The following is a 19,462-nucleotide window of genomic DNA, read 5'->3' as shown; positions in this document are numbered from 1 at the left end:
GATTCCGACTTGAAACTTTTGGCGCCTCCGCCCGTTGCCCTTCGGCCTTCATTGCGGGCGGCAACGGGAATGGAGATGGAACGATGGCAGAACTGGTACATCAGGCAATCGAAGGCAGATTGAACGCCCACCGGGAAATTCTGGTGTCGCTATTGGCGGCAGCGATGATGGCGCCCGAGGCGCTGACGGAAATGGTCCGCTCACTGGAGCAGGAGGTGCTGACGCGCGATGGCGCCGAGGACCCCGGCCTCACTCCATCGGCCGGTTATGCGTCAGGCGCGGAAAAGAGCGAGGAAATCCGCGAGATCCTTATCACAGCCCGGGAACGGGCCGCAGCGCTGGCGCGGATGAGGGCCCAGAGCGGCCCGTCATGATCCCGAATGGTCGGACAGGCCGCGCTTGCTTTGAAAGGCAGCAAACGGCGCCGTCAGCGTCCACCGCAATCCCTTCTCATCGAAATCGATCGTCACCTTGCCGCCGAAGGCCGATGCCGCATGACGCTCGATGACCGTCGTGCCGAAACCGCGACGCGATGGGCGGACGACTGGCGGACCGCCGCTTTCACTCCATCGGAACCGCAAGCCGACCTCTTCGTTTTCATCCGCAAATCGTTCCCATTGAACGACGATATGTCCTTCGGGGACGGAGAGTGCACCATATTTTACCGAGTTGGTGGCAAGCTCGTGAAAGACCAGACCGAGATTCTGGACCGCGTTGGCGTTGGCCAGGAAGTCCTCGCCGCGCAATTCTATCCGTGCGCTGTCGCCCGTTACCGTGGCCAGCTGCAGCTTGATGACCGTTGCGATGGGGATACCGCCCCATTCCTGCTTCGCCAACGCCTCGATCGACTGGGCGAGGCCGGCCAGCCGGCTGCTTACCGCCTTCTGGAATTCCTCGACGTTATCGGTGTTGCGGGCGAGTTGGCGCATCATCGCCTGAACAAGCGAGAGGATGTTCTTCGTCCGGTGAACCAGTTCCTGCAGGATGAAGTGAACACGCTCCTCGGCCTGCGCCCGATCGAAAGAAGCATTGGAGAGGGCGATCGAAACCTGGTTCGCCTCCTTCACCTTGGTGATCTCCGGCGAGACAATCTCGCCATGACCGATGCGTTCCGCCATGCGGGCGATCTGGCGGATGGAGCGGCGAAGCTGCTGGCCGGCAATCAGCACGATGCCGAGACTGATCCCCAGGAGTACGACGCTGCCCATGATGAGCTGGCGCCATGTACTGACGATGGAAGTCTGCGCCGCCGAAACCGGGCCCCAGACGGCCACCCGCCACGACCATTCACCGACACGCGCATAGCCCAGCATCGTCCTTGCTTCGCCTTCCCTGAGGACGGCGCTCGAATTGCTCCCGGTCATCAGCCTCAACATCGGTTCCGGGAATGGCTGTGCCGAAGGAATGTTGTCCGGCCCGCTGGAGACGATCACCTTGCCGTCCGCATCCAGCAAGGCGGCGGACCAGCCGTTCGGCAGGCCGTCCGTCGCTGTCATGCTGGCGAGATCGCCGGCATTCTGCGTCAGAACGATCACATCGGCGATTGCCGAGAGCTCGGCCGGCAGCGGCATGGTGACGTTGAAGACCCACTGTTTGGCCGTGGCGCCAAAGAAAATGCCGGAAACCAGCGGGTGACCGGCGGCGATAGCCGAGCGGACCGCCTCGACATTCGAAGTCTTGGCCAGCGGAGTACCGTAGGGCACCCGGGTATTGAGCTTCTGAGCACCATCGGCATTGACGAGCAGGACGTAGAGCGATCCCACGCCCAGGCTGTCGGAAGTGCGGGCATGAAATGCGGCCAGATCTCCCGCCTTCAGTTCAGACGCTCTTGAGAGCAGCCGAAGGGTGGTCGCCATGTCCTCGAGCTTGCGCTCGAAATTGCCGGCGATGGTCTGCGCATCGAGGGCGACTTCGCGCTTCAGCGCGTTGTATTCGTTGCGCTCCAGTTCGGTCAGCAGGAAAACCACAAATGCCAGCAGCGGCACCGTGGACAACACGGCCATGGCAACCAGATAAACACTCAGCGAAGCTGTGGGAAAAAGCCTGGAAAGCCTGTTCATCGTTTCGGCAAAGCCATGCTGAAACCGCGGTACAGACCACGCCGCTTAACGCACATCATAACGCCTCCCGCCACTGACGCCAACCATGCAGTGATAACGCACGTTCCCCGTGCTGCCAACCGCCACAAATATGGGGCAGGAACAAAGCCTCCGCCTCGGGCGTTGGACCTTTCGAAAAATGCAAAAGCCCTGACCAAACATCGGAAAAGACCGCGAAATTCATCCGGAGGCTTGCCGGAGCCGACAGGGCGAAAGGGAGGCAGACATGGTATTCAAACCCCCGAAATTCCACGAGCAAGAGCCGGAAATCGAAAGCGAGAACCCGAATCACGAGCGATTGGAAAGCGCTGTCGCGAATGCGCTCGCCACGGCCTACGGCATTGACGCAAGCGATGTCAGCGTGACCGCAAAGGGCGGCCAGGTCTCCCTCAGCGGCAACGTTCTCTGGCCGGCCGAAGTGGACCGCGCGGTCGAAATAGCAATGGCTGTCCCAGGCGTAGAAAAGGTTCACGTCGATTTAAATGTTGCAGAGAGCATCACGCGATGAGACTCGGGCTTCAATGGGCAATACCGACTTCTTCCAGCCGCGGATCGGCCTCGTTTTCATCGGCGATCCGGTGCATCCGCCCCTTTAGATCCTGTCGGCGCAGGACGAAATCGCGGCTTCCCGAAGCCGCGTCGGCCGCCTGTTGAAGCGCTGCCTCGACGGCCATGTGATAGCAGGGATAAGCGGGGGATTGCGCACCTTTGCTCACGAAGACCCATCCCGCCTGATGGGGAACGATATCGCAGAATATTTCGGACATTTGGTTTCCTCCCGGTCGCCCAAACGCGGGAGAGAGCCAAAGGTTCCCCTTTCGATGGTTTTTTTCGATCGCCGGGGCCATCCCGAAGGAGATTGCGCGCCTAGCGCAAACCCGCCACCGGATCGGCAAAATGCGTGACCAGCGCCCGGCGCATGCCGTTCAATCGGCTCCCCATCTGGGCCGGCGTCATGTAGGCGAACCCCGCGTCCTCGCGCGGCAGCAGAGAAGATGTGGCAAGATGAGCGGGAAAAAGCTGGCCGGAACGCGTGGTAAATCCGGTCGCGAACCCCGCAGCCAGGACATAGGCGGCTTCCCGTTCGCCACAGGCGCCTTCCGTTCCGTAAGGATAGGCGAAATGGCGGACCTCCCCCCCCAGAAGACTTTCCAGATAGACCTTGTTGTCGGCTATGTCCTTATAGGCCGCAGCATCGTCCAGGCCGGCAAGAAATGTGTGTGAGGTGGTGTGCCCGCCGATGGTGACAAGCGGATGGGTGGCGAAGTCCTTCAACTCGCGTTCATCCATGGCAACTTCGGCGACCAGTTCGGGAAGCGACAGCCCGTGACGATCGAAGGTCGGCTTCAGGGCCTCCGCCCGGATGCGATCGGTGCCGATCCACAGCGTGATCTGGCGCAGAGCCGCATTCCTGGACGGGGCGTCGGCGAGGCGAAAGCGGCGCGCCATCGGCTCTATCTCCACCTCGTCATGGCGCTGCAAAAGCGCGCGCAGCCCGAGCCACCAGGCATAGACCTCGCGCGTCACCATGCCGGTGGGCACGAACATGGTCATCGGCGCGCCGAATTCTTCCAGGATGGGCAGCGCCCGGATGCGATTGTCGCGATAACCATCGTCAAAGGTCAGGACCGCGAATTCCTTCGCCTGCGGATCGGCAAGACGCGCCAAAGCTTCGTCCGGCGTGACGATATCCCGGCCTTCCGATTTCAACGCCGCAAGAACTCTCCGGAGTTGTTCCGGGCTGCACCCCATGCGCAAATTGCCTTCGACATCGTCGTGGATTTCATGAAACATCAGCACGAGGCCGCGTCCGCGGTAACGCGCGGCCAGGCGGTCTCCGACTGCCGAGGCGCCGAGCGCTTCCTCGAGGCCGGACTTCAACTTCACCTTCAAAGCCGTGGAAACCTTGGCCGGAACACGAGCGGGGTCTTCCAGAAGCTCGCCGGCGAAGCGGCGCAGGTTTCGGACAAAATAGGACATTCGCTCGGCCTTCGAACAGAGCTGCAAGAATTCGACAGGTCAGGACACTAGCCGAAGCAATGTTGAAATTTCGTGAGGAAAGCCTGAACTTTTCCTTTGCTGCACTGCGAGCGGCGGCATTCGTGGAGAAGCTTTGTTGCGACCTTGCAAGAAGTCGAACATATCATTCATAAAATCGAAATATACACGGCTGCATTAGTGGGACAGAGCAGAAAGGAATCAGGCGGAACGCTCTCCATGACCGACCATCCGACGGTTTCCGTCGTCATTCCTACCTACAATACGCGGGATTGCGTCCGCACGGCGATCGATAGCGCGCTCCGGCAACAGGGCGTGCCGGTGGAGGTCGTGGTGGTCGACGACGCTTCATCCGACGGTACGGCCGACTTCGTGTGCGAAGCCTACGGTCAGGATGAGCGCGTGCGGGTGATCCGTTGCGAGAAGAACGGCGGCCCATCAGCAGCGCGCAATATCGGGTTCAAGGCGGCGCGCGGCGCATGGATCGGATTGCTCGATTCCGACGACTGGTGGAAACCCAACCGTCTGGAACGCCTGCTTGCCCATGCGGGCGAGGCCGATTTCATTGCCGACAACATCATGGGCTACGACGTCGCCGCCGGCATCGAGACCGGTCCGATCTATGAAAAGATCGAGGATCGCCGTCTGCATCTCATCGACTTCGTTCTGCCGAGCGCACCCGACACCCATGATTTCGGATATCTGCAACCGCTGATCCGCAGGCAGTTCCTCGTCGACCACGGCCTATGCTACCGCGAAAACGTTCGCGTCGGCGAGGACCTGATCCTCAACCTGGAATTCATGGCCCATGGCGGCCGGGCGATGTTCATCGACGAAGCACTCTATGTCTATGCCACACCCGTCGGTCTCGTCAGCCGAGCAGCCTCCCCCTATTCGCGCAGCACCGCCGATACCGAACCCCTGATCCACGCGCTTGCGGAACTCTGGCAACGGATCAGGAAAGAGCTTTCGCCGGAAGAAAACAGCGGCTTTGCCAAACGCATCGCCGTGCTGCAACGCGAAGCGGCCATCGCTGCTTTTCACAGGGCCAGGGTCAAGCGGGAATTTGCCAAGATGGCCAAGCTCTTCGCCAACGAGCCGCTCGTCCGCAAGCGGATCTTCGAGCGGATCGGCCAGAACCTGCTGCCGCAGGCCCTGCGCTCGAAAGGCTGACGCGACGATCAGACCGAACGGCGCCTGATCCGGACATAGAGGGCGTATGCCACCGCCGCCATGACACCCAGCCCGAAGCCTAGAACACCGCCGCCGAACACGCCGGCAATGAGCAGTGCCTTGCGGCTCGGGCCATCCGGCGCCTGCGGCGGGACGGCCTGGGCGACGATGCGCACATTGCTTTCGTAAAGGCTCTTTTGGGCGGAAGTCTCCTCGCTGCGCTTCAGCACCGCCTCGTAGATGTCACGCGCCGCCTTCGCCTTTCGTTCCAGTTCGCTGAGTTCGATGAGGGCACTCGAATTGGTGGCCTGGGAAGCTTTCTGGACGTTCATCTCCTTGACGAGGTCCGCCTCCTCCTTCTGGGCGGATTGATAAGCGTTGCGCGCTGCGACGACCATGCGCTCCAGTTCGGAACGGATCTGCCGCTTAACATCTTCGAGCGATGCCTTGGCCGCCTGCAATTGCGGATGCCGCGGCCCCAATCGTTCCGTCAGGCTGCTGACATTGGCGGAGAGGCTCGCATACTGGTTCCTGAGGTCTGCGAGCGTCCTCGAACTGCCGGTTTCGCTTCCGGTATCGCCGATCAGGACGTTGTTGATATCGAGCTTCGATACCGTATCGAGCTGGGCCTTCGCGGTGATGCTCTTATGCTGCGCCGAAACCAGCAGATCGTCGAGAGACTGGAGACGCTTGTCCGCAATCAGATCGCCACCGACAGCATAGAGATCGTTCTTCGATGTATAGTCCCGAACCTCGGCCTCCGCAGCTATGACGGCTTGCCGGAGATCCGTCAGACGGCTGACAAGCCCGGCATTGACGCTGCCATAGCTGTTTTCGGCGTTCAGCCGGGTGTCGTTAAGATAAGCTGCGACCAGGGCATTGGCGATTTCCGCCGATTTGCCGGGCGCATTGGTCTTCACCTTGATCTGGAAGATGTAGGTGCCTTCCTGACGGGAGACCTCAACATGCTTCTGCAGGTTGGCGACGACCGTATTCATGTCTGCCGCCGCATCTCCGGAGGGCCTGCCCACGAATTCCGGATCCGTCGCAAGTTTCAGATTTTTCGCGACATTTTCCAGCACTGTCGAGGAGGTGATGATGCGCGTCTGGCTGTCGATGGTGGCATTCAGCACTTCCGGCGACGTCGACTTCTCGCCGTCCACGAGTTCGATGGCGAGTTTCTGCGGATCGAAATAAAGGGTGACCGCAGCACTGTAGTTCTTCGAAATCAGGGTTGTCATGGCGGCGCCGACAAGGCCGCAGACCACCGCACCGGCGAGAATGGCATTGCGCCGCTTCCAGGCTGCGGCAAGGACAAATTGGAGGTCGACGACGAGCGGACCGGTTTCGGCTGCGGTCTCAGGCTCCACGAACCCGGCGGCCATTCGCGGTCCATGTGCCTTTGCAAGCGCCTTCGGCGCTTTGCGCGCAGCGGCGTCATCCTGCGCCTGGAAACCGGCGCGCTCCTTCGCAATCCGACCGCTGCTTTCCGCGCTCCGGCGCGTATCGGGCCTGGTTTCAGCGGACTGCGCCTTTTCTCCTGGTGTAGCCAGATAACGGCGCAGGCTGACATTCACCCCGCCATCCGAATGCGCGGAACGATCGATCATGTGCCGATATTCGGTTCTGGGGCCGGCCATACTCTCAGGTCACACTCTTCATCGAACTGGTTGCGTTCAGTCGCGCGGGAACACGTCCTGCAGGCTGCCCCCACGAGACGTCCGTTTCTCGATAAATCATGAAACTTTATGGTTAATTTAATCTTATCCCGAGGGCGGAATGATCGCACACCAGCCGGGTTTCGAAGCTACCGGCGAAAGGGCGGGAACAAGCGCGGAAAGCTGTTTGCGATCACCCTTTGCAGTCGGCTTGATATTGTTGCCTTCCTCCTCCGGCCACCAATCGCCGCCCGCCCAATAGGTCCAACCGAGCCAGACATCGGAATCATCCGCCATCTCGGCGGTCATCCGCTTCAAGCCGGCAAGGCAGGCCGGTTCCTGCGACCCGCCGAACTCTCCGAGGAATGCGCGCTTTCCGTTTGCGCGCAACCAATCGGAAAGTCTTGCAATGGCATTGACGGCGATGTCGGCGTTCACGCAGGCCTCATGGGTGCCCGAAAGATCCTCGTCCATGTACTGGTGAACTTCAAAACCGTAATTGTCGATCGGATCTCGAACGCCGCGCATGACGGTTCCGTTCGCGCCCTTGCCGAAATCGGTTTCCCAGCTGCTGACGCCGCTCCAATATGTGCCCGGCACGAGAATGAGATTGCGGGCCTTGACCGCCCTTATGCCGGCAATCGCCTGATTGGCGGCTTCCAGCCAGTCCTTCGGATCGATGTCGTAAGGTTCGTTCATCAGGCCGAAGACAATGCCGTCCTGGTTGGCGAACTCGGCAGCGAGCCGTATCCACAATTGCGCAAACCCCCGCGCCGGTACCTCTGCCGAGCCGATCTTGCCGCCGGAATAATAGCCGAAATTATGCGGGTCCAGGATGACGGTGAACCCTTTCGCCCGAAGGCCGGCGACACTTTCTTTCAACCGCTCGAGCTCCACCGGATCGAGAGGTGCACCGAGAGAGCGCTGCAGACGCTCCCACTTGAATGGCAGGCGCACGGCGTCAAAGCCCTTGTCGGCGAAATAGTTCACCGTCGTCTGAGAGGGATAGGTGAAGTTGATGCCTTCCTTGCCGTCCGCTTCGCCATATTCCGCGCCCGAGAGGTTCACGCCGCGAAAGCACAGATCGGCATTGCCGGCCTCGGCGGCCCCACCGGTAATCGCCAGCAGCAGACCGGCAACCACGCAACGCCGGCCTGCTCCGCGCTTCATCATCGGCTTCATCCCGGCCTCGACCTCACGCATTCTGGGCAGGCACGGCCCGGCTATCCCGGGGCAGGTTTACCGAAGACAGCATCTTGCCGACGGGAACCTCGAAGACGTAGTAGCTGGCAAGGCCGGCAAGGGTCGAAATCGCCATCATCAGCACCACAAAGAGCGTGTCGCTATGGAGAACGGCGATTGCGTGCGGATAGATCATGCGCGCGCCGGCCAGCGTGAAGATGTGGGTCAGGTAGATCGAATAGGAGGCGTCGCCCAGGATCCGCAGCCATCGCCAGGCCCTCATGTCCGGGATACGGATCGCCGTCGCGAAGAAGATAATGACGACCGCCGGAATACCGATGGTGAACACGCGCGGGACATCGAGTTCGAGATAATCGTTGAACATCAGCGCCGCGAAGCCGACCGCAACCATGGCCGCGACGACCGGCGCCTGGATGGAGACGCCTCTCCGGTATATCTGCCCCAGGACGACGCCTGCGACGAATTCGAAGATGACCGAATCTCCGTAGAACCGGGTGGCGGTGTTTACCGGAGCAAGATTGCAGAGCAGGAAGATGCTGCCGATCAGCCCCACAAGGACGGCGATCCGGTGGCGCACCGGCACCATGAGACAGAGGCCGAACAGCAGGTAGAAATACATCTCGTAGTTCAAAGTCCAGCCGGGAACGATCAGCGGCGCGATCATGTAATGATCCGGATCGGACGGATTGATCCAGGGCAGGAAGGCCAGCGACGCCAGGATATGCGGCAGGTCGAACTGGGTGGATTTCAGCATCTGCGGGATGATGAGGGAGACCGCGGCAGCGAGGATGGTGACCGCCCAATAGAGCGGCACGATGCGGCGGATGCGCTTCCACCAGAAGTCGGCAACGGTGAGCGGCTTGTCGCAGGTGGTGATCCACATGACGAAACCGCTGAGGACAAAGAACAGGTCAACCCCGCTCTTGCCGAACAGATAAGGGCTCAGCCAGGCATCCGGGTTGAGTTTCTGCAGTTGCAGGATTGCGTGAAAGTAAACGACAAGAAGAGCCGCAATCGCTCTTATATATTGCAGTTGTACACACATGGGAGCTGTCTGTTCGTTGCCTGGAAACGCAATACGTCAGGGGAGCTATAGCCCAATGCTACAGCTATTGTCCTTGATGATCCGGCAACGAAGTTAATTTCCCATCACCCTCCCAGAATTTCATATGGCCGACAAGAAGCCATATGAGGGCACCGACCTTGATCGAGAAGATCGCGGTGCCGCCGATCATCATGTTGAGGAAGATGAAGATTCCGAGCGCGAAGGCGCAGCGTTTCTGGTCGGCTGTCTGTCCGCCGGGATAGAAGGCGACGAAGAGCCAGAAGGCGAGAAGGCCGAAGACCGTTCCGGCATTGATGACATAGATGTAGCCGCTGTCGGCGAAATTGCCGATCTCGCGGACGTTCAGCGCCAGCAGTTCGACGAAATCGAGATTGAAGAAGCCTTTCATCGTAAGAACGATGCGGCCGTCAAGGGTGTCGCCGCTGGCATCCGGCCGCATCAGGAAAACCAGCGCGCCCGCGCAGATGACGATCGGCATGATGAGTGGGCGAACCATATTGCCGACCCTGGGGAAGACGAAATAGCCGCCCAGGCAGATGAAGGAAAAGGCCAACATGCTGCGGGAATCGTTGGTCAGCAGGATGAGGATGACGGTCGACAGCATGAGGTAACGGTCGAACCTCTTGATCCGGCTGAAACGGCTGACCAGATAGACATCCAGCACGCCGGAGAAATTGGCCAGCGACACCTGTTCGAGAAAGAGCGAGGCCGTGCGGTGGTCGCTGAGGCCAAAGGAAAACCGCCCGGGAATGTTGATGGCGTTCTGGAAGATCTTAGAGCCGCCGAAGGAAATCTGCTCGAGACCGCGGGTGTTGGTGAAATAGAGCGCCGGATAGAGAAGATCCTCGTAGACCCTGGTGAAGAAGATCTCCACCAGCAGCACAGAAAGCACGCAGATACAGCAGATCCGGAAGACGAATTCGATGGTTCGGCCATCCGTCGTCGCGCCGAGCTGGCAGAAGACTGCAATAATCAGCACATTGCGGAAGAAATCGACGAACAGCATACCGTTCGCCGCCGAGGTATAGGCCATCACGATCGCAAAGAAGCCGACCAGCGCGACGATGGGCAGGGATTCCTGCGAAAGCCCGCGATAGAGCAGATACATCAGCGAGACGAACAGAAGCCCGATCTCGACCAGCGCCACATGGGCAAAGCCAAGCGGCATGACATGCGCGTTGATAAGGGCAAGAAGGCCATTATACATGACCGCAAGCGGCACCACGACACGCACCAGCCGCCCGTCTGCCCGGACAATACCGGCCGGGAGCGATGCTTGCGAATTATGAAGCGCGCCGAGATCCATGCACGAGAATTAGCCGACTCGCGCAGAATTAGGAAGGAAAGGCTGGGTTGGTGGCCGTCGTGGAGTCATCTCAGGTGGCGGCGCCACCCGGCGGTGCTGAAAGGATGCGTTTTAGAATCCCATGAACCCCTCGCAGTCTGCGAGTTTTGGAGCCGTCTTCAACGTTTCCACATCGACAACGGGAACCCCGTAAACCGCGTCGCCCGCAAAGATTTCCTCGATCACAGCGGCCACCTGCAGGACGCCGGCGTCATCATGCCGGCGACCGACGATCTGCAGGCCGAAGGGCATGCCGAGCGCATCCCGGCCGACGGGTATGGTGATCGAGGGATGGCCGGCCAGTGTCGAAGCATAGGCCATGGCAAGCCAGTGATAGTAGTTTTTCGTCGGTTGGCCATCGATCTCGGTCGGATAAAGCTCGTGCCAGTCGCGCGGGCTGATGGTCACGGCCGGGCAAAGCACATAGTCATGGTCTTCGAAAAACCTCTGCCAGTCGCGATAGAACCGGCCCTGTTTCACCAGCGCATCGGCGATATCGAGCGGGCCGTAGCTTAGCCCTTCCTCGACATTGGCGCGGACATTCGGGCCGATCTTGTCCGGGTGTGTCTGCAGCAGCGTGTGGTGCAAGCCGAGAAACATGACGCCGCGAAGAACGGAAAATATGCCATCGGCGTCGGTGCAATCGGGATGGGCCTCCTCGACCCTGCCGAGATGGTCGGAAAGCCGCGCTATCAGCCGGCCAAAAGCCTCGCGGATCACCCTGGATGTCGGCGCGAAACCGAAATCCTCGGTCACGGCGATCCGCAGGGCCGCCAGATCCGGGCGTCGACCTTGGCCAAAGCGATCGGCCTGCCACGGCGTCTGCCCGTCGATGACCACCGTATAGGGGTCGAGCCGATCGGGTCGAGCCATGACCGATAGCATCAGCGCCACATCGGCAACGCTGCGCCCCATCGGCCCGCTGGTCGACAGATGCATCAGCGCCATGGCGCGGGTATCGCCGGGAACGACACCTGGCGACGGGCGGAAACCGACGACACCGCAGAAGGCTGCCGGGTTGCGCAGGCTGCCGCCCGTATCCGAACCCGTGGCCAAAGGTGCCATGCGCGCCGCCAGAAGGGCTGCCGAACCGCCCGACGAGCCGGCCGCACTTTTTGTCGTGTCGTGAGGATTGGCCGTGACGCCATAGACGGCATTGCGGGTATTGCCGCCGGCGCTCCAGTCCGGATTGTTGGTCTTGCCGAGGGGAATGCCGCCGGCCCGGCGCATCGCGGCAACGATGGCGTCGTCCTTCACGGCAATATTGTCGCGAAAGATTTCCGAGCCGAACGTGGTCGGCAGTCCCTGGACATCGATCATGTCCTTGACCCCGAACGGCAGGCCATGCAGCGGACCGAGCGTCGCATGGCCCATCACGCGTTGCTCGGCGTGACGTGCCTCGGCAAAGACGCGGTCGAAGTCCTGTGCCACCACGGCATTGATCGCAGGATTGAGCTGTGTGACGCGCTCGATACAGGCCTCGGCCAGTTCGACCGGCGACAGGCGACGCTGCCCGATCAGCCGGCGTGCGTCCATCGCATCGAGATCGGCGGGATGGGTCTTGCTCATGACGATACCTTTTTTACATCGAGAGAGCGCCGAGGCCCTTGATGAGCATGTTGAGGGCCATCAGCGAGATGAACACGGCAAAAATTCGCTTGAGTACGGCGGCCGGCAGGTAGTGCGCCAGCCGAACCCCAAGCGAAACCGTCGTCATCGAGATGGCGACGATAACGACCAGGGCCGGCAGGTTGACGAAGCCGATGGTGTAGGGCGGGAGACCGGGAAGACCCCAGCCGGCAATCAGAAATCCGACAAAGGACGGCACGGAGATCAGCAGCCCGAAGCCCGACGACGTAGCAACCGCCTTCTGCACCGGCATGCCATAGAGCGTCATGGCCGGCACGCCGAAGGAGCCGCCGCCGATGCCCATCATCGCCGAGAAGAAGCCGATGACCAGACCGTAGACGCTGGCCAGAGCCCGGCCCGGTAAAGTGTCCGACAGTTTCCAGTGCGGCCGGCTAATCAGCATGTAGAACCCGAGCCCCATGCCGATCACCCCGAAGATCACCGAGAGACTGGCCGAGCGCAGCGAAGCGGCACCGACCACACCGGCCAGCGCACCCAGAGAAATGGCTGGTCCCCAGTGCTTCAGAACGGACCAGTCGACCGCGCCGCGTCGATGATGCATCAGAACCGAACGTGCCGAATTGAAGATAATGGTGCCGCCGGAGGTGGCGACGCAGACCTGCATCAGGCGGTCGCTCTCATAGCCGAGGAACTCGAAGACGTAGTAGAGCGCCGGCACCAGGACGACACCACCGCCGATCCCGAGCAGGCCGGCGATCAGACCGGACACGGCGCCCGTTGCGGCCAGGAACACAAAAAGCAGGACGAAATCCATCGATCAGGCAATCTGCTTCAAGCTTTTGGCATTCTCGGCGATATCGAGGAACAGCGCCGTCATGATCTGCATGCCTTCACGGGCAATGGGCACCAGCGCATGCTCGTTGGGGCCGTGCTGGCCGCATTCGGCATGGGAGTGCGGAATCCAGATCGTCGGCAGCCCGAGAATGTCGGTAAAGGCATCGTTAGGGAGAGAACCGGCCAAATTGGGCAATACATGCGGCCGCCCTCCCGCCGTCCGCGTCAGCGAGTTTTCGACAAAACGTACCCACGGATGATCCGGCGAAAAGCGGGTGGCCCGGAAGGCTTCGCCGCGAGCGGGGCTTATCTCGACCATGGGAAACCCATGGGAATCGAGATGACGACGCAGGGCGGGGATGATGTCGTTGATGTCGGTGCCGACGACGAAGCGCAACTGGCAGGTAGCCCGCGCCGAACCTGCGATTGCGTTCTGCGGCGCATCGATATTGCCGGACGACATGGCGAGAACAGCAAAGGAATTCCAGCCGAAGACGCGCTCGCTCGGCGTCAGATCCCTCTCGCCCCATTCGGCGTCGTGACGGCGCGGCGGCAGATCGCGGAGCGTGGCGCGGATATCGGGCGTCAGGCTGGTCGGGCGCCATTCAGGGACAAGGATCTGGCCACGCGCATCGGTGATCGTCGAGATTGCCTGGGCCAGGATGATGGCGGGATCGGCCAGCAATCCGCCGAAATTGCCGGAATGGTGATCGCCGTCCCGCAGATTGACCATCAGGTCGATCGACATGCCGCCACGCGATCCCATGAACATGGTCGGCGTGTCGATCGCCAGACGCGGACCGTCCGAGGCGATCAGCACATCGGCCGCCAGCCGCTCCCGGTTGGCGATAAAGAATTCGCGCAACCCGAAGGAGCCGGTCTCCTCGGCCATTTCGAGAATGATCCTGGCATTGAAACCTAGCCTACCCCTTTCACGGATCAGCAGTTCCAGAGCCTTGATATTGATCAGATGCTGGATCTTGTTGTCGGCGGTGCCACGGCCATAGAGCTTGTCGCCTTCTCTTACCAGGGTGAAGGGCTCAAGACCCTCCCGCCAGCGATGGGCTTCTCCATTGCAGACATCGCCATGACCGTAGACCAGAACCGTCGGCAGGCTTTCGTCCTCGATGCGGCTGGCGATCAGCAGGGGCGCGCCGCCCTCGCGCGGATTGTCGAAAATCTCGACGGCAAAGCCCATCGCCGACAACAGTGGCTGCATGTCCTCCTGCAAATAGGCGTAGAGATCCTCCCGCCGCCCTTCCGACTGACTGACGGAGCGGCGCGCCACGAGGGTAGCCAGATCCGCGACCAACCCTCCGCCGTCGACATAGTGGGTGACGGCTTCGATCAGCTGTGCTCTGTCCATGGAATAATTACCTCGCTGCGTCGGCAGGCCCAAGCGCTGCCATATCTGGCGCTTCCCAGCCGCGGCCTGGCATGGCGGCGAGCAGTTGGCGCGTATAGGAATGTTGCGGATTGCCGAAAACGTCATCGACCGTGCCGTACTCCACAACCTCGCCCTTCGACATGACGAGGATATGGTCGGAAATTTCGGCCGCCACCCGCAGATCGTGGGTGATGAAAATCACCGTCAGGCCAACGGCCTTGCGGATGTCGTCGAGCAGCTTCAGCACGTCCTTCTGCACAGATACGTCGAGCGCCGACACGGCTTCATCGGCAATCAGGATTTTCGGCTCGACCATCAGGGCGCGGGCAATCGAGATGCGCTGGCGCTGACCGCCGGAAAACTGCGCGGGATATCGATCGAGCGCATCCTCCTCCAGTCGGACGATCTTCAGAAGCGCCCTGGCCTTTTCCATGGCTTGGCTGCGCGGCACGCCGAAATTGACCGGCCCTTCGACCAGCAGGTCGCCAATCCTACGGCGCGGATTGAGCGATCCATAAGGATCCTGAAAGACGATCTGAATATGTTTCCGGAAGTCGCGGCGTCCGGCGGCCGTGGTCGTTTCCAGCCGCGAATTGCCGATCCAGACGGACCCTTCGTCAGGCTCCACCAGTCCCATCAGGCACCGCACCAGCGTCGTCTTGCCGGAGCCGGATTCCCCGACGATGCCCAGCGTCTGGCCTTCCAGCACGGTAAAATCCGTCGGCTTGACCGCATGCACCTTGCGAGCGGGCTTGAATATCGTCCGGGCGGATGAATAGGTCTTTTCAATACCGGCGACCCTAAGTGCGATCGGCCGGGACATATCGGGATTGCCCTTGACCCCATGGCGCTTCGGCACCGCATCGATCAGCATGCGCGTATAAGGATGGCTTGGACTGTTGAGCACCTGCTCGGCGGTGCCCTGCTCGACGACCACGCCCTTCTGCATGACCAGGACGCGATCGGCGAGTTCCGCCACCACGTCGAAATCATGGGTGACGAACAGGATACCGGCCTTGCGGCTTTCCTTCAGCTCCTTGAACATGTCGAGAATCTGCGCCTGCGTCGTCACATCGAGCGCTGTCGTGGGTTCGTCCGCAATCAGCAGCCGCGGCCCCATGGCGAGCGCGATGGCGATGACGATGCGCTGGCGCTGGCCACCCGACAATTGATGGGGATAGGCATGATATAGACGTTCGGGGTCGGGAAGACGCACCTCCTTAAGCAGTGCCAATGTCCTGGCCCGGCGCTCGGCTTTGGACATTTGCGCATGCGCCTCGAAGACTTCCTCGATCTGGTTGCCGACGGTGTAGCACGGGTTGAGCGCGCTCATCGGCTCTTGGAAGATCATGCCCATACGGCTGCCGCGCAGCGCGGCATGCTCGGCCTCGGAGAGCTTCAGCACGTCGCGGCCTTCAAAGAGGATTTCGCCCGCCGACGGCTTCAGGATTTTCGGCAGGAGCCCCATGGCAGCGAAGGATGTGATCGACTTTCCGGAACCGGATTCCCCGACGATGCAGAGGATTTCCTTCTCGTGGATGTCGAGAGACAGATTGCTGACCGCATGTTGGCGATCTCCGCCCTTCGGCAGGTCTATGGTCAGATTGCGGATCGACAGAACGGGGTTGGCGGCGTGTGTCATCAGTTTCTGCCCTCCGGCGCGGTCACGTCGCGAATGCCATCGCCCAGCATGTTGATGGAAAAGACCAGGATGAACAGCGCGATGCCCGGAATGGTGATCAGCCAGCTTTCAAACAGCAGCATTTCCTTACCTTCGGAGATCATCAGCCCCCAGGACGGTGTTGGCGGCTGAACGCCGAGCCCGAGAAAGGACAGTGCCGCCTCCAGGATGATGGCATGAGCCATTTCGAGCGTGACGATGACGATCAGGTGGTTCATCACATTCGGCAGAACATCCTTGAAGAGGATACGCGGCAGGCTGGCGCCTAGGACTTCGGCGGCGGCGATATAGTCCATCTGCCGCACCTGCATGGTGGCGCTGCGCAGCACCACCGCGAAACGGTCCCAGAGCAGCAGTCCGAGCACGGACACGACAACGGTCAACGATCCTCCGAACAGCGCCACCACGGCCAGCGCCACCAGCGTCGCTGGCAAGGCTAGCCGTACCGAAACGATGAACATCACCACCGCGTCGACCTTTCCGCCGAAATAGCCGCCGAGAACACCGAGCACCGTACCGATCACGGCAGAGATGAGGGCCGCGGTAAAGCCGATCAGCAGAGAGACGCGAGCCCCATAGATCAGCCGCGACAGGTAGTCCCGGCCCAGCGCATCGGTGCCGAGCAGATGTTTCCAGTCGCCGCCCATAAAGACCGGCGGGGCAAGCCGCGCCAGCAGGTCCTGCTTGTTCGGATCGTAGGGGGCAATCAGCGGCGCGAACAACGCGACAACGCCAACAAACAGCAGGAGCAGGAAGCCAACCATGAAACCGCGATGTTTCAGGGCCTTGCGAACCAGCAGACGGGATGGCGCTGGTGACACCGCGGGAAGCCCGGGGCTGACGGTTAGGGACGTGTTGCTCATGTCAGGCAGTCCTCAAGCGGGGATCGAGCCATGCGTTCAAGACATCGGCCAGGAAAGTGAAGGCGATGTAGAACATCGCGAAGATCAGGATGAGCGCCTGCATTGTCGGCAGATCGTTGCGGGAGATCGATTCCCATGCAAGGTAACCGGCACCATGCAGCGCGAAGATGGTTTCCACCACGACCGAACCGCCGAACATGAAGCCGAGCTGCACCGCCGCCAGGCTGACGACCGGAATGATGGCATTGCGCAGGGCATGCTTGAAAAGAACCCGCCGCGGCTTGATACCCTTGGCTCTCGCCGTGCGGATGTAATCGGCGGAGAGTACTTCCAGCATGCCCGCCCGCGTCAGCCGCATGATTGCCGGCGTCGCATAGTAGCCCAGCACGATCATCGGCAGGATATAGCCGGTCCATTGCCGCGTTCCCGAGGCAGGGACCCATCCGAGATTGACCGAGAACACAACGATCAGGATAAGGCCGAACCAGAAGCTCGGGATCGCCTGCCCGACGACGGCGATGGCAAGCGCCAGCCGGTCGATCATGGTGTTGGGAAAGGCGGCGGCCAGAACACCCATGGGAACAGCGAGCAGCAGTGCGAAACTCATGCCGAGAAACCCGATGGTCATGGTGACCGGCAGCCGTTCGGCGATCATGCCCGAGACCGGGGTCCTGAAATAGTAACTCATGCCGAAATCGCCGGAGAGCGCGCGCATCAGCCAGTCGGCATACTGTACAAGCAACGGCCGGTCGAAACCGTATTGGCTCTGGATTGCCGCGATGACCTCTCCCGAAGCCCCCTCGCCGGCAATGGCGATCGCCGGATCGCCGGCCATGAACAATAGAATGAAACTGATGAAGGACACCGTCAGCGCAACCAGCGCCGCCATGCCGATCTTGGTCAGGACAAATTTCAACATCTGAAACCCTCAAGCAGGCGATCTCGCGGCGTTGCGATCTCGGCATGCCTCTAGAACAAGCAGCTCAAATCCAGGCCGGGCCGCGGGCAAGCGGCGTCCCGGCCCGAGGATGCAGATGTCACTTCCAGCCGATTTCGTAGAACCGAACCAGTTCGTCCGGGGTTGGCGTGAAGGAAATGTCGCTGCTCATGACGTAATTGGTGGAATAGTTCCACAGCGGCACCCAATAGGCCTTGTCGGCGATGACCGAGAGAGCCTGGGTATAGAACGTCTTTCGCTCGGCTGGGTCGATGGAGGAATCCGCTTTTTCCAGCAGATCGGACAGGCTCTTGTCGCGAGCGTCATCTTCACCGCCCATGGTGAAGAATTCGCTGGTGATGGCAGAGACGTCGGCAATCGAGTTGGATCCCCAGGTCAAGAAGGAGATCGGCACACCTTCCTTGATGCGCTTTTCCCGCAGTGCCGCGTATTGCATGTAGTTGAGGTTCGCCTTGACGCCGATTTCGGCCAACATGCCGATCATCGCCTCGGCCAGGGGCCGGTCGCGATAGGCATAGAATTCTATATCGAAACCGTCGGGATAGCCGGCTTCGGCCAGCAGCGCCTTGGCCTTTGCCGGATCGTAGGCATAGGTCGCAACGCCCTTGTCGCAGCCGAACTGACTGGGCGAGCAGGCGCTGTTTATCACTTCAGTCGTGCCCTTCATCAGCGCCTCGACGATACCGTCGCGGTTGATCGCATGATAGATCGCCTGCCGGACCTTGACGTTCGTCATCGGGTTCTTATCGCCCGAGCGACCGGCCGCATCGAGCGACAGATAGCCGACGCGCATGGTCGGGGCATTGATCACCTGGAAGCCATCCCGGCCGGCCATCTTGTCGGCCTGGTCGGAGGGCACCTGCCAGACCAGATCGATCGTGCCGTTAAAAAGCTCGGCCATCTGCGTGTTGATGTCCGGGATGGTGCGGATGTCGATGGTGCCGACCTTGGCTTTCGGCTTGGCAGCGGCGAAATACTCCTCGTTGCGCTTCAGCACGAAATGCTTGCCGGGTTCGACGGTCTCGAATTTGTAGGGACCCGTGCCGATCGGCTTGGTGGCAACGCCAGCCGGGCCGACGGCCTTGTAATATTCATCGGGATGAATGATGACCGGACCGGCCAGATATTCGAGCGCGGCCGGGAATGGCCCATCGGTGATAATGCGTACCTTGAACTGGTCGATTTTTTCAGCCTTCTTGATCCATCCCGTGGCCACCTTGTTCTTTGCGCCGTTCTTGGGATCGATGGCAAAATTCAGCGTATAGACGACGTCGTCGGCATCAAAGGCTTCGCCGTTGTGGAATTTGACCCCTTCGCGCAGCGTGAACTCAAGCGTGGTGGAATCCACCCAGGTCCAACTGGTCGCCAGGTTGCCAACATACTCCCCGGTCGCCGGGTCGCGATAGAGAAGGCCATCCCAGGCGGCGTTTCCAAGCAGGATGCCCTCGCGCGCCGTGTTGAAATAGGGATCGACATGCTCGAGTTCCTTCGCAAAGGCGATGGAAACCGTGTCGTCCGCTTTTCCGGCCCAGGCGGTACTCGCAAACAGGAATGCGGGCAGAAGAACGGCGGCAGCCGTGGTCTTTGTCAGTTTCATTCTCGTTCCC

Annotated in this window: 17 protein-coding genes; 3 read left to right on the top strand and 14 right to left on the bottom strand. The window is 60.8% G+C overall.

Annotated elements, in window-relative coordinates; translation table 11 throughout:
• The first annotated feature begins 83 nt into the window (after positions 1-83).
• Positions 84-374, top strand: a complete 291-nt coding sequence (locus tag ACLBKR_RS01235) for a hypothetical protein (RefSeq protein WP_112831225.1) — start codon at positions 84-86, stop codon at positions 372-374.
• Here ACLBKR_RS01235 and ACLBKR_RS01230 read toward each other — a convergent pair.
• Positions 369-2,060 carry a sensor histidine kinase gene (locus ACLBKR_RS01230; protein WP_113448195.1) on the bottom strand — a complete coding sequence of 564 codons (1,692 nt, stop codon included), beginning with the start codon at positions 2,058-2,060 and terminating at the stop codon, positions 369-371. The genes ACLBKR_RS01235 and ACLBKR_RS01230 overlap by 6 nt on opposite strands.
• A gap of 265 nt (positions 2,061-2,325) precedes the next feature.
• Between ACLBKR_RS01230 and ACLBKR_RS01225 the strand changes: the two genes are divergently transcribed.
• On the top strand, positions 2,326-2,607 hold the full coding sequence (locus tag ACLBKR_RS01225; protein WP_113425349.1) for a BON domain-containing protein: 282 nt from the start codon (positions 2,326-2,328) through the stop codon (positions 2,605-2,607).
• Between the two features lie 10 nt (positions 2,608-2,617).
• Here ACLBKR_RS01225 and ACLBKR_RS01220 read toward each other — a convergent pair whose 3' ends face one another.
• Positions 2,618-2,866: a hypothetical protein gene (locus ACLBKR_RS01220; RefSeq protein ID WP_113448196.1), complete on the bottom strand. Its 249-nt coding sequence runs from the start codon at positions 2,864-2,866 to the stop codon at positions 2,618-2,620.
• 100 nt (positions 2,867-2,966) lie between these two features.
• A complete protein-coding gene (locus ACLBKR_RS01215) occupies positions 2,967-4,079 on the bottom strand; it encodes a polysaccharide deacetylase family protein (RefSeq protein WP_113448197.1) in 1,113 nt (370 codons plus the stop codon).
• Positions 4,080-4,316: 237 nt separating this feature from the next.
• Here ACLBKR_RS01215 and ACLBKR_RS01210 point away from each other — a divergent pair, with 237 nt between their 5' ends.
• Positions 4,317-5,270, top strand: a complete 954-nt coding sequence (locus ACLBKR_RS01210; RefSeq protein WP_113448198.1) for a glycosyltransferase family 2 protein — start codon at positions 4,317-4,319, stop codon at positions 5,268-5,270.
• 8 nt (positions 5,271-5,278) lie between these two features.
• On the opposite strand, the gene ACLBKR_RS01205 is transcribed toward ACLBKR_RS01210, so the two are convergent.
• From ACLBKR_RS01205 to ACLBKR_RS01155, 11 genes are all read right to left on the bottom strand, one after another.
• The gene (locus ACLBKR_RS01205) at positions 5,279-6,880 is read right to left on the bottom strand and encodes a GumC family protein (protein WP_162757775.1); all 1,602 of its coding nucleotides are present in this window, start codon (positions 6,878-6,880) and stop codon (positions 5,279-5,281) included.
• A gap of 153 nt (positions 6,881-7,033) precedes the next feature.
• Entirely contained in the window at positions 7,034-8,101 is a 1,068-nt protein-coding gene (locus tag ACLBKR_RS01200) for a glycoside hydrolase family 5 protein (RefSeq protein WP_414900329.1), read from the bottom strand.
• A gap of 22 nt (positions 8,102-8,123) precedes the next feature.
• Positions 8,124-9,176, bottom strand: coding sequence for an acyltransferase family protein (locus ACLBKR_RS01195; RefSeq protein ID WP_113448200.1), 1,053 nt, complete (start codon positions 9,174-9,176; stop codon positions 8,124-8,126).
• 64 nt (positions 9,177-9,240) lie between these two features.
• The gene (locus ACLBKR_RS01190) at positions 9,241-10,503 is read right to left on the bottom strand and encodes a hypothetical protein (protein WP_113448201.1); all 1,263 of its coding nucleotides are present in this window, start codon (positions 10,501-10,503) and stop codon (positions 9,241-9,243) included.
• 111 nt (positions 10,504-10,614) lie between these two features.
• Positions 10,615-12,111 (bottom strand): amidase family protein, encoded by a 1,497-nt coding sequence (locus ACLBKR_RS01185; protein WP_113486073.1) that lies wholly within the window; start codon positions 12,109-12,111, stop codon positions 10,615-10,617.
• 13 nt (positions 12,112-12,124) lie between these two features.
• The gene (locus tag ACLBKR_RS01180; protein ID WP_113457207.1) at positions 12,125-12,946 is read right to left on the bottom strand and encodes a sulfite exporter TauE/SafE family protein; all 822 of its coding nucleotides are present in this window, start codon (positions 12,944-12,946) and stop codon (positions 12,125-12,127) included.
• A 3-nt stretch (positions 12,947-12,949) separates the two neighbouring features.
• Positions 12,950-14,332, bottom strand: a complete 1,383-nt coding sequence (locus ACLBKR_RS01175) for a M20 family metallopeptidase (RefSeq protein WP_113486108.1) — start codon at positions 14,330-14,332, stop codon at positions 12,950-12,952.
• Positions 14,333-14,339: 7 nt separating this feature from the next.
• Positions 14,340-15,995 carry an ABC transporter ATP-binding protein gene (locus ACLBKR_RS01170; protein WP_113438823.1) on the bottom strand — a complete coding sequence of 552 codons (1,656 nt, stop codon included), beginning with the start codon at positions 15,993-15,995 and terminating at the stop codon, positions 14,340-14,342.
• A complete protein-coding gene (locus tag ACLBKR_RS01165) occupies positions 15,995-16,897 on the bottom strand; it encodes an ABC transporter permease (protein ID WP_414900325.1) in 903 nt (300 codons plus the stop codon). Before ACLBKR_RS01165 ends, ACLBKR_RS01170 begins: the two co-directional genes overlap by 1 nt.
• Position 16,898: 1 nt before the next feature.
• Complete coding sequence (locus ACLBKR_RS01160) at positions 16,899-17,816, bottom strand: ABC transporter permease (RefSeq protein WP_414900323.1); 918 nt, start codon at positions 17,814-17,816, stop codon at positions 16,899-16,901.
• A gap of 118 nt (positions 17,817-17,934) precedes the next feature.
• Positions 17,935-19,452 (bottom strand): ABC transporter substrate-binding protein, encoded by a 1,518-nt coding sequence (locus tag ACLBKR_RS01155; RefSeq protein ID WP_113448206.1) that lies wholly within the window; start codon positions 19,450-19,452, stop codon positions 17,935-17,937.
• Positions 19,453-19,462: the final 10 nt, after the last annotated feature.

Origin of the sequence: Paenirhizobium cremeum, from assembly GCF_047553425.1 — a bacterium.
GTDB lineage: Bacteria > Pseudomonadota > Alphaproteobacteria > Rhizobiales > Rhizobiaceae > Allorhizobium > Allorhizobium cremeum.
This window is presented reverse-complemented; position numbering and strand designations above follow the sequence as displayed.

Coding starts and splice junctions, on each gene's coding strand:
- ACLBKR_RS01190 (WP_113448201.1), bottom strand. CDS start 10,503: ATGGATCTCGGCGCGCTTCATAATTCGCAAGCATCGCTCCCGGCCGGT.
- ACLBKR_RS01210 (WP_113448198.1), top strand. CDS start 4,317: ATGACCGACCATCCGACGGTTTCCGTCGTCATTCCTACCTACAATACG.
- ACLBKR_RS01220 (WP_113448196.1), bottom strand. CDS start 2,866: ATGTCCGAAATATTCTGCGATATCGTTCCCCATCAGGCGGGATGGGTC.
- ACLBKR_RS01170 (WP_113438823.1), bottom strand. CDS start 15,995: ATGACACACGCCGCCAACCCCGTTCTGTCGATCCGCAATCTGACCATA.
- ACLBKR_RS01235 (WP_112831225.1), top strand. CDS start 84: ATGGCAGAACTGGTACATCAGGCAATCGAAGGCAGATTGAACGCCCAC.
- ACLBKR_RS01225 (WP_113425349.1), top strand. CDS start 2,326: ATGGTATTCAAACCCCCGAAATTCCACGAGCAAGAGCCGGAAATCGAA.
- ACLBKR_RS01155 (WP_113448206.1), bottom strand. CDS start 19,452: ATGAAACTGACAAAGACCACGGCTGCCGCCGTTCTTCTGCCCGCATTC.
- ACLBKR_RS01185 (WP_113486073.1), bottom strand. CDS start 12,111: ATGAGCAAGACCCATCCCGCCGATCTCGATGCGATGGACGCACGCCGG.
- ACLBKR_RS01180 (WP_113457207.1), bottom strand. CDS start 12,946: ATGGATTTCGTCCTGCTTTTTGTGTTCCTGGCCGCAACGGGCGCCGTG.
- ACLBKR_RS01205 (WP_162757775.1), bottom strand. CDS start 6,880: ATGATCGATCGTTCCGCGCATTCGGATGGCGGGGTGAATGTCAGCCTG.
- ACLBKR_RS01165 (WP_414900325.1), bottom strand. CDS start 16,897: ATGAGCAACACGTCCCTAACCGTCAGCCCCGGGCTTCCCGCGGTGTCA.
- ACLBKR_RS01215 (WP_113448197.1), bottom strand. CDS start 4,079: ATGTCCTATTTTGTCCGAAACCTGCGCCGCTTCGCCGGCGAGCTTCTG.
- ACLBKR_RS01195 (WP_113448200.1), bottom strand. CDS start 9,176: ATGTGTGTACAACTGCAATATATAAGAGCGATTGCGGCTCTTCTTGTC.
- ACLBKR_RS01160 (WP_414900323.1), bottom strand. CDS start 17,816: ATGTTGAAATTTGTCCTGACCAAGATCGGCATGGCGGCGCTGGTTGCG.
- ACLBKR_RS01175 (WP_113486108.1), bottom strand. CDS start 14,332: ATGGACAGAGCACAGCTGATCGAAGCCGTCACCCACTATGTCGACGGC.
- ACLBKR_RS01230 (WP_113448195.1), bottom strand. CDS start 2,060: ATGAACAGGCTTTCCAGGCTTTTTCCCACAGCTTCGCTGAGTGTTTAT.
- ACLBKR_RS01200 (WP_414900329.1), bottom strand. CDS start 8,101: ATGATGAAGCGCGGAGCAGGCCGGCGTTGCGTGGTTGCCGGTCTGCTG.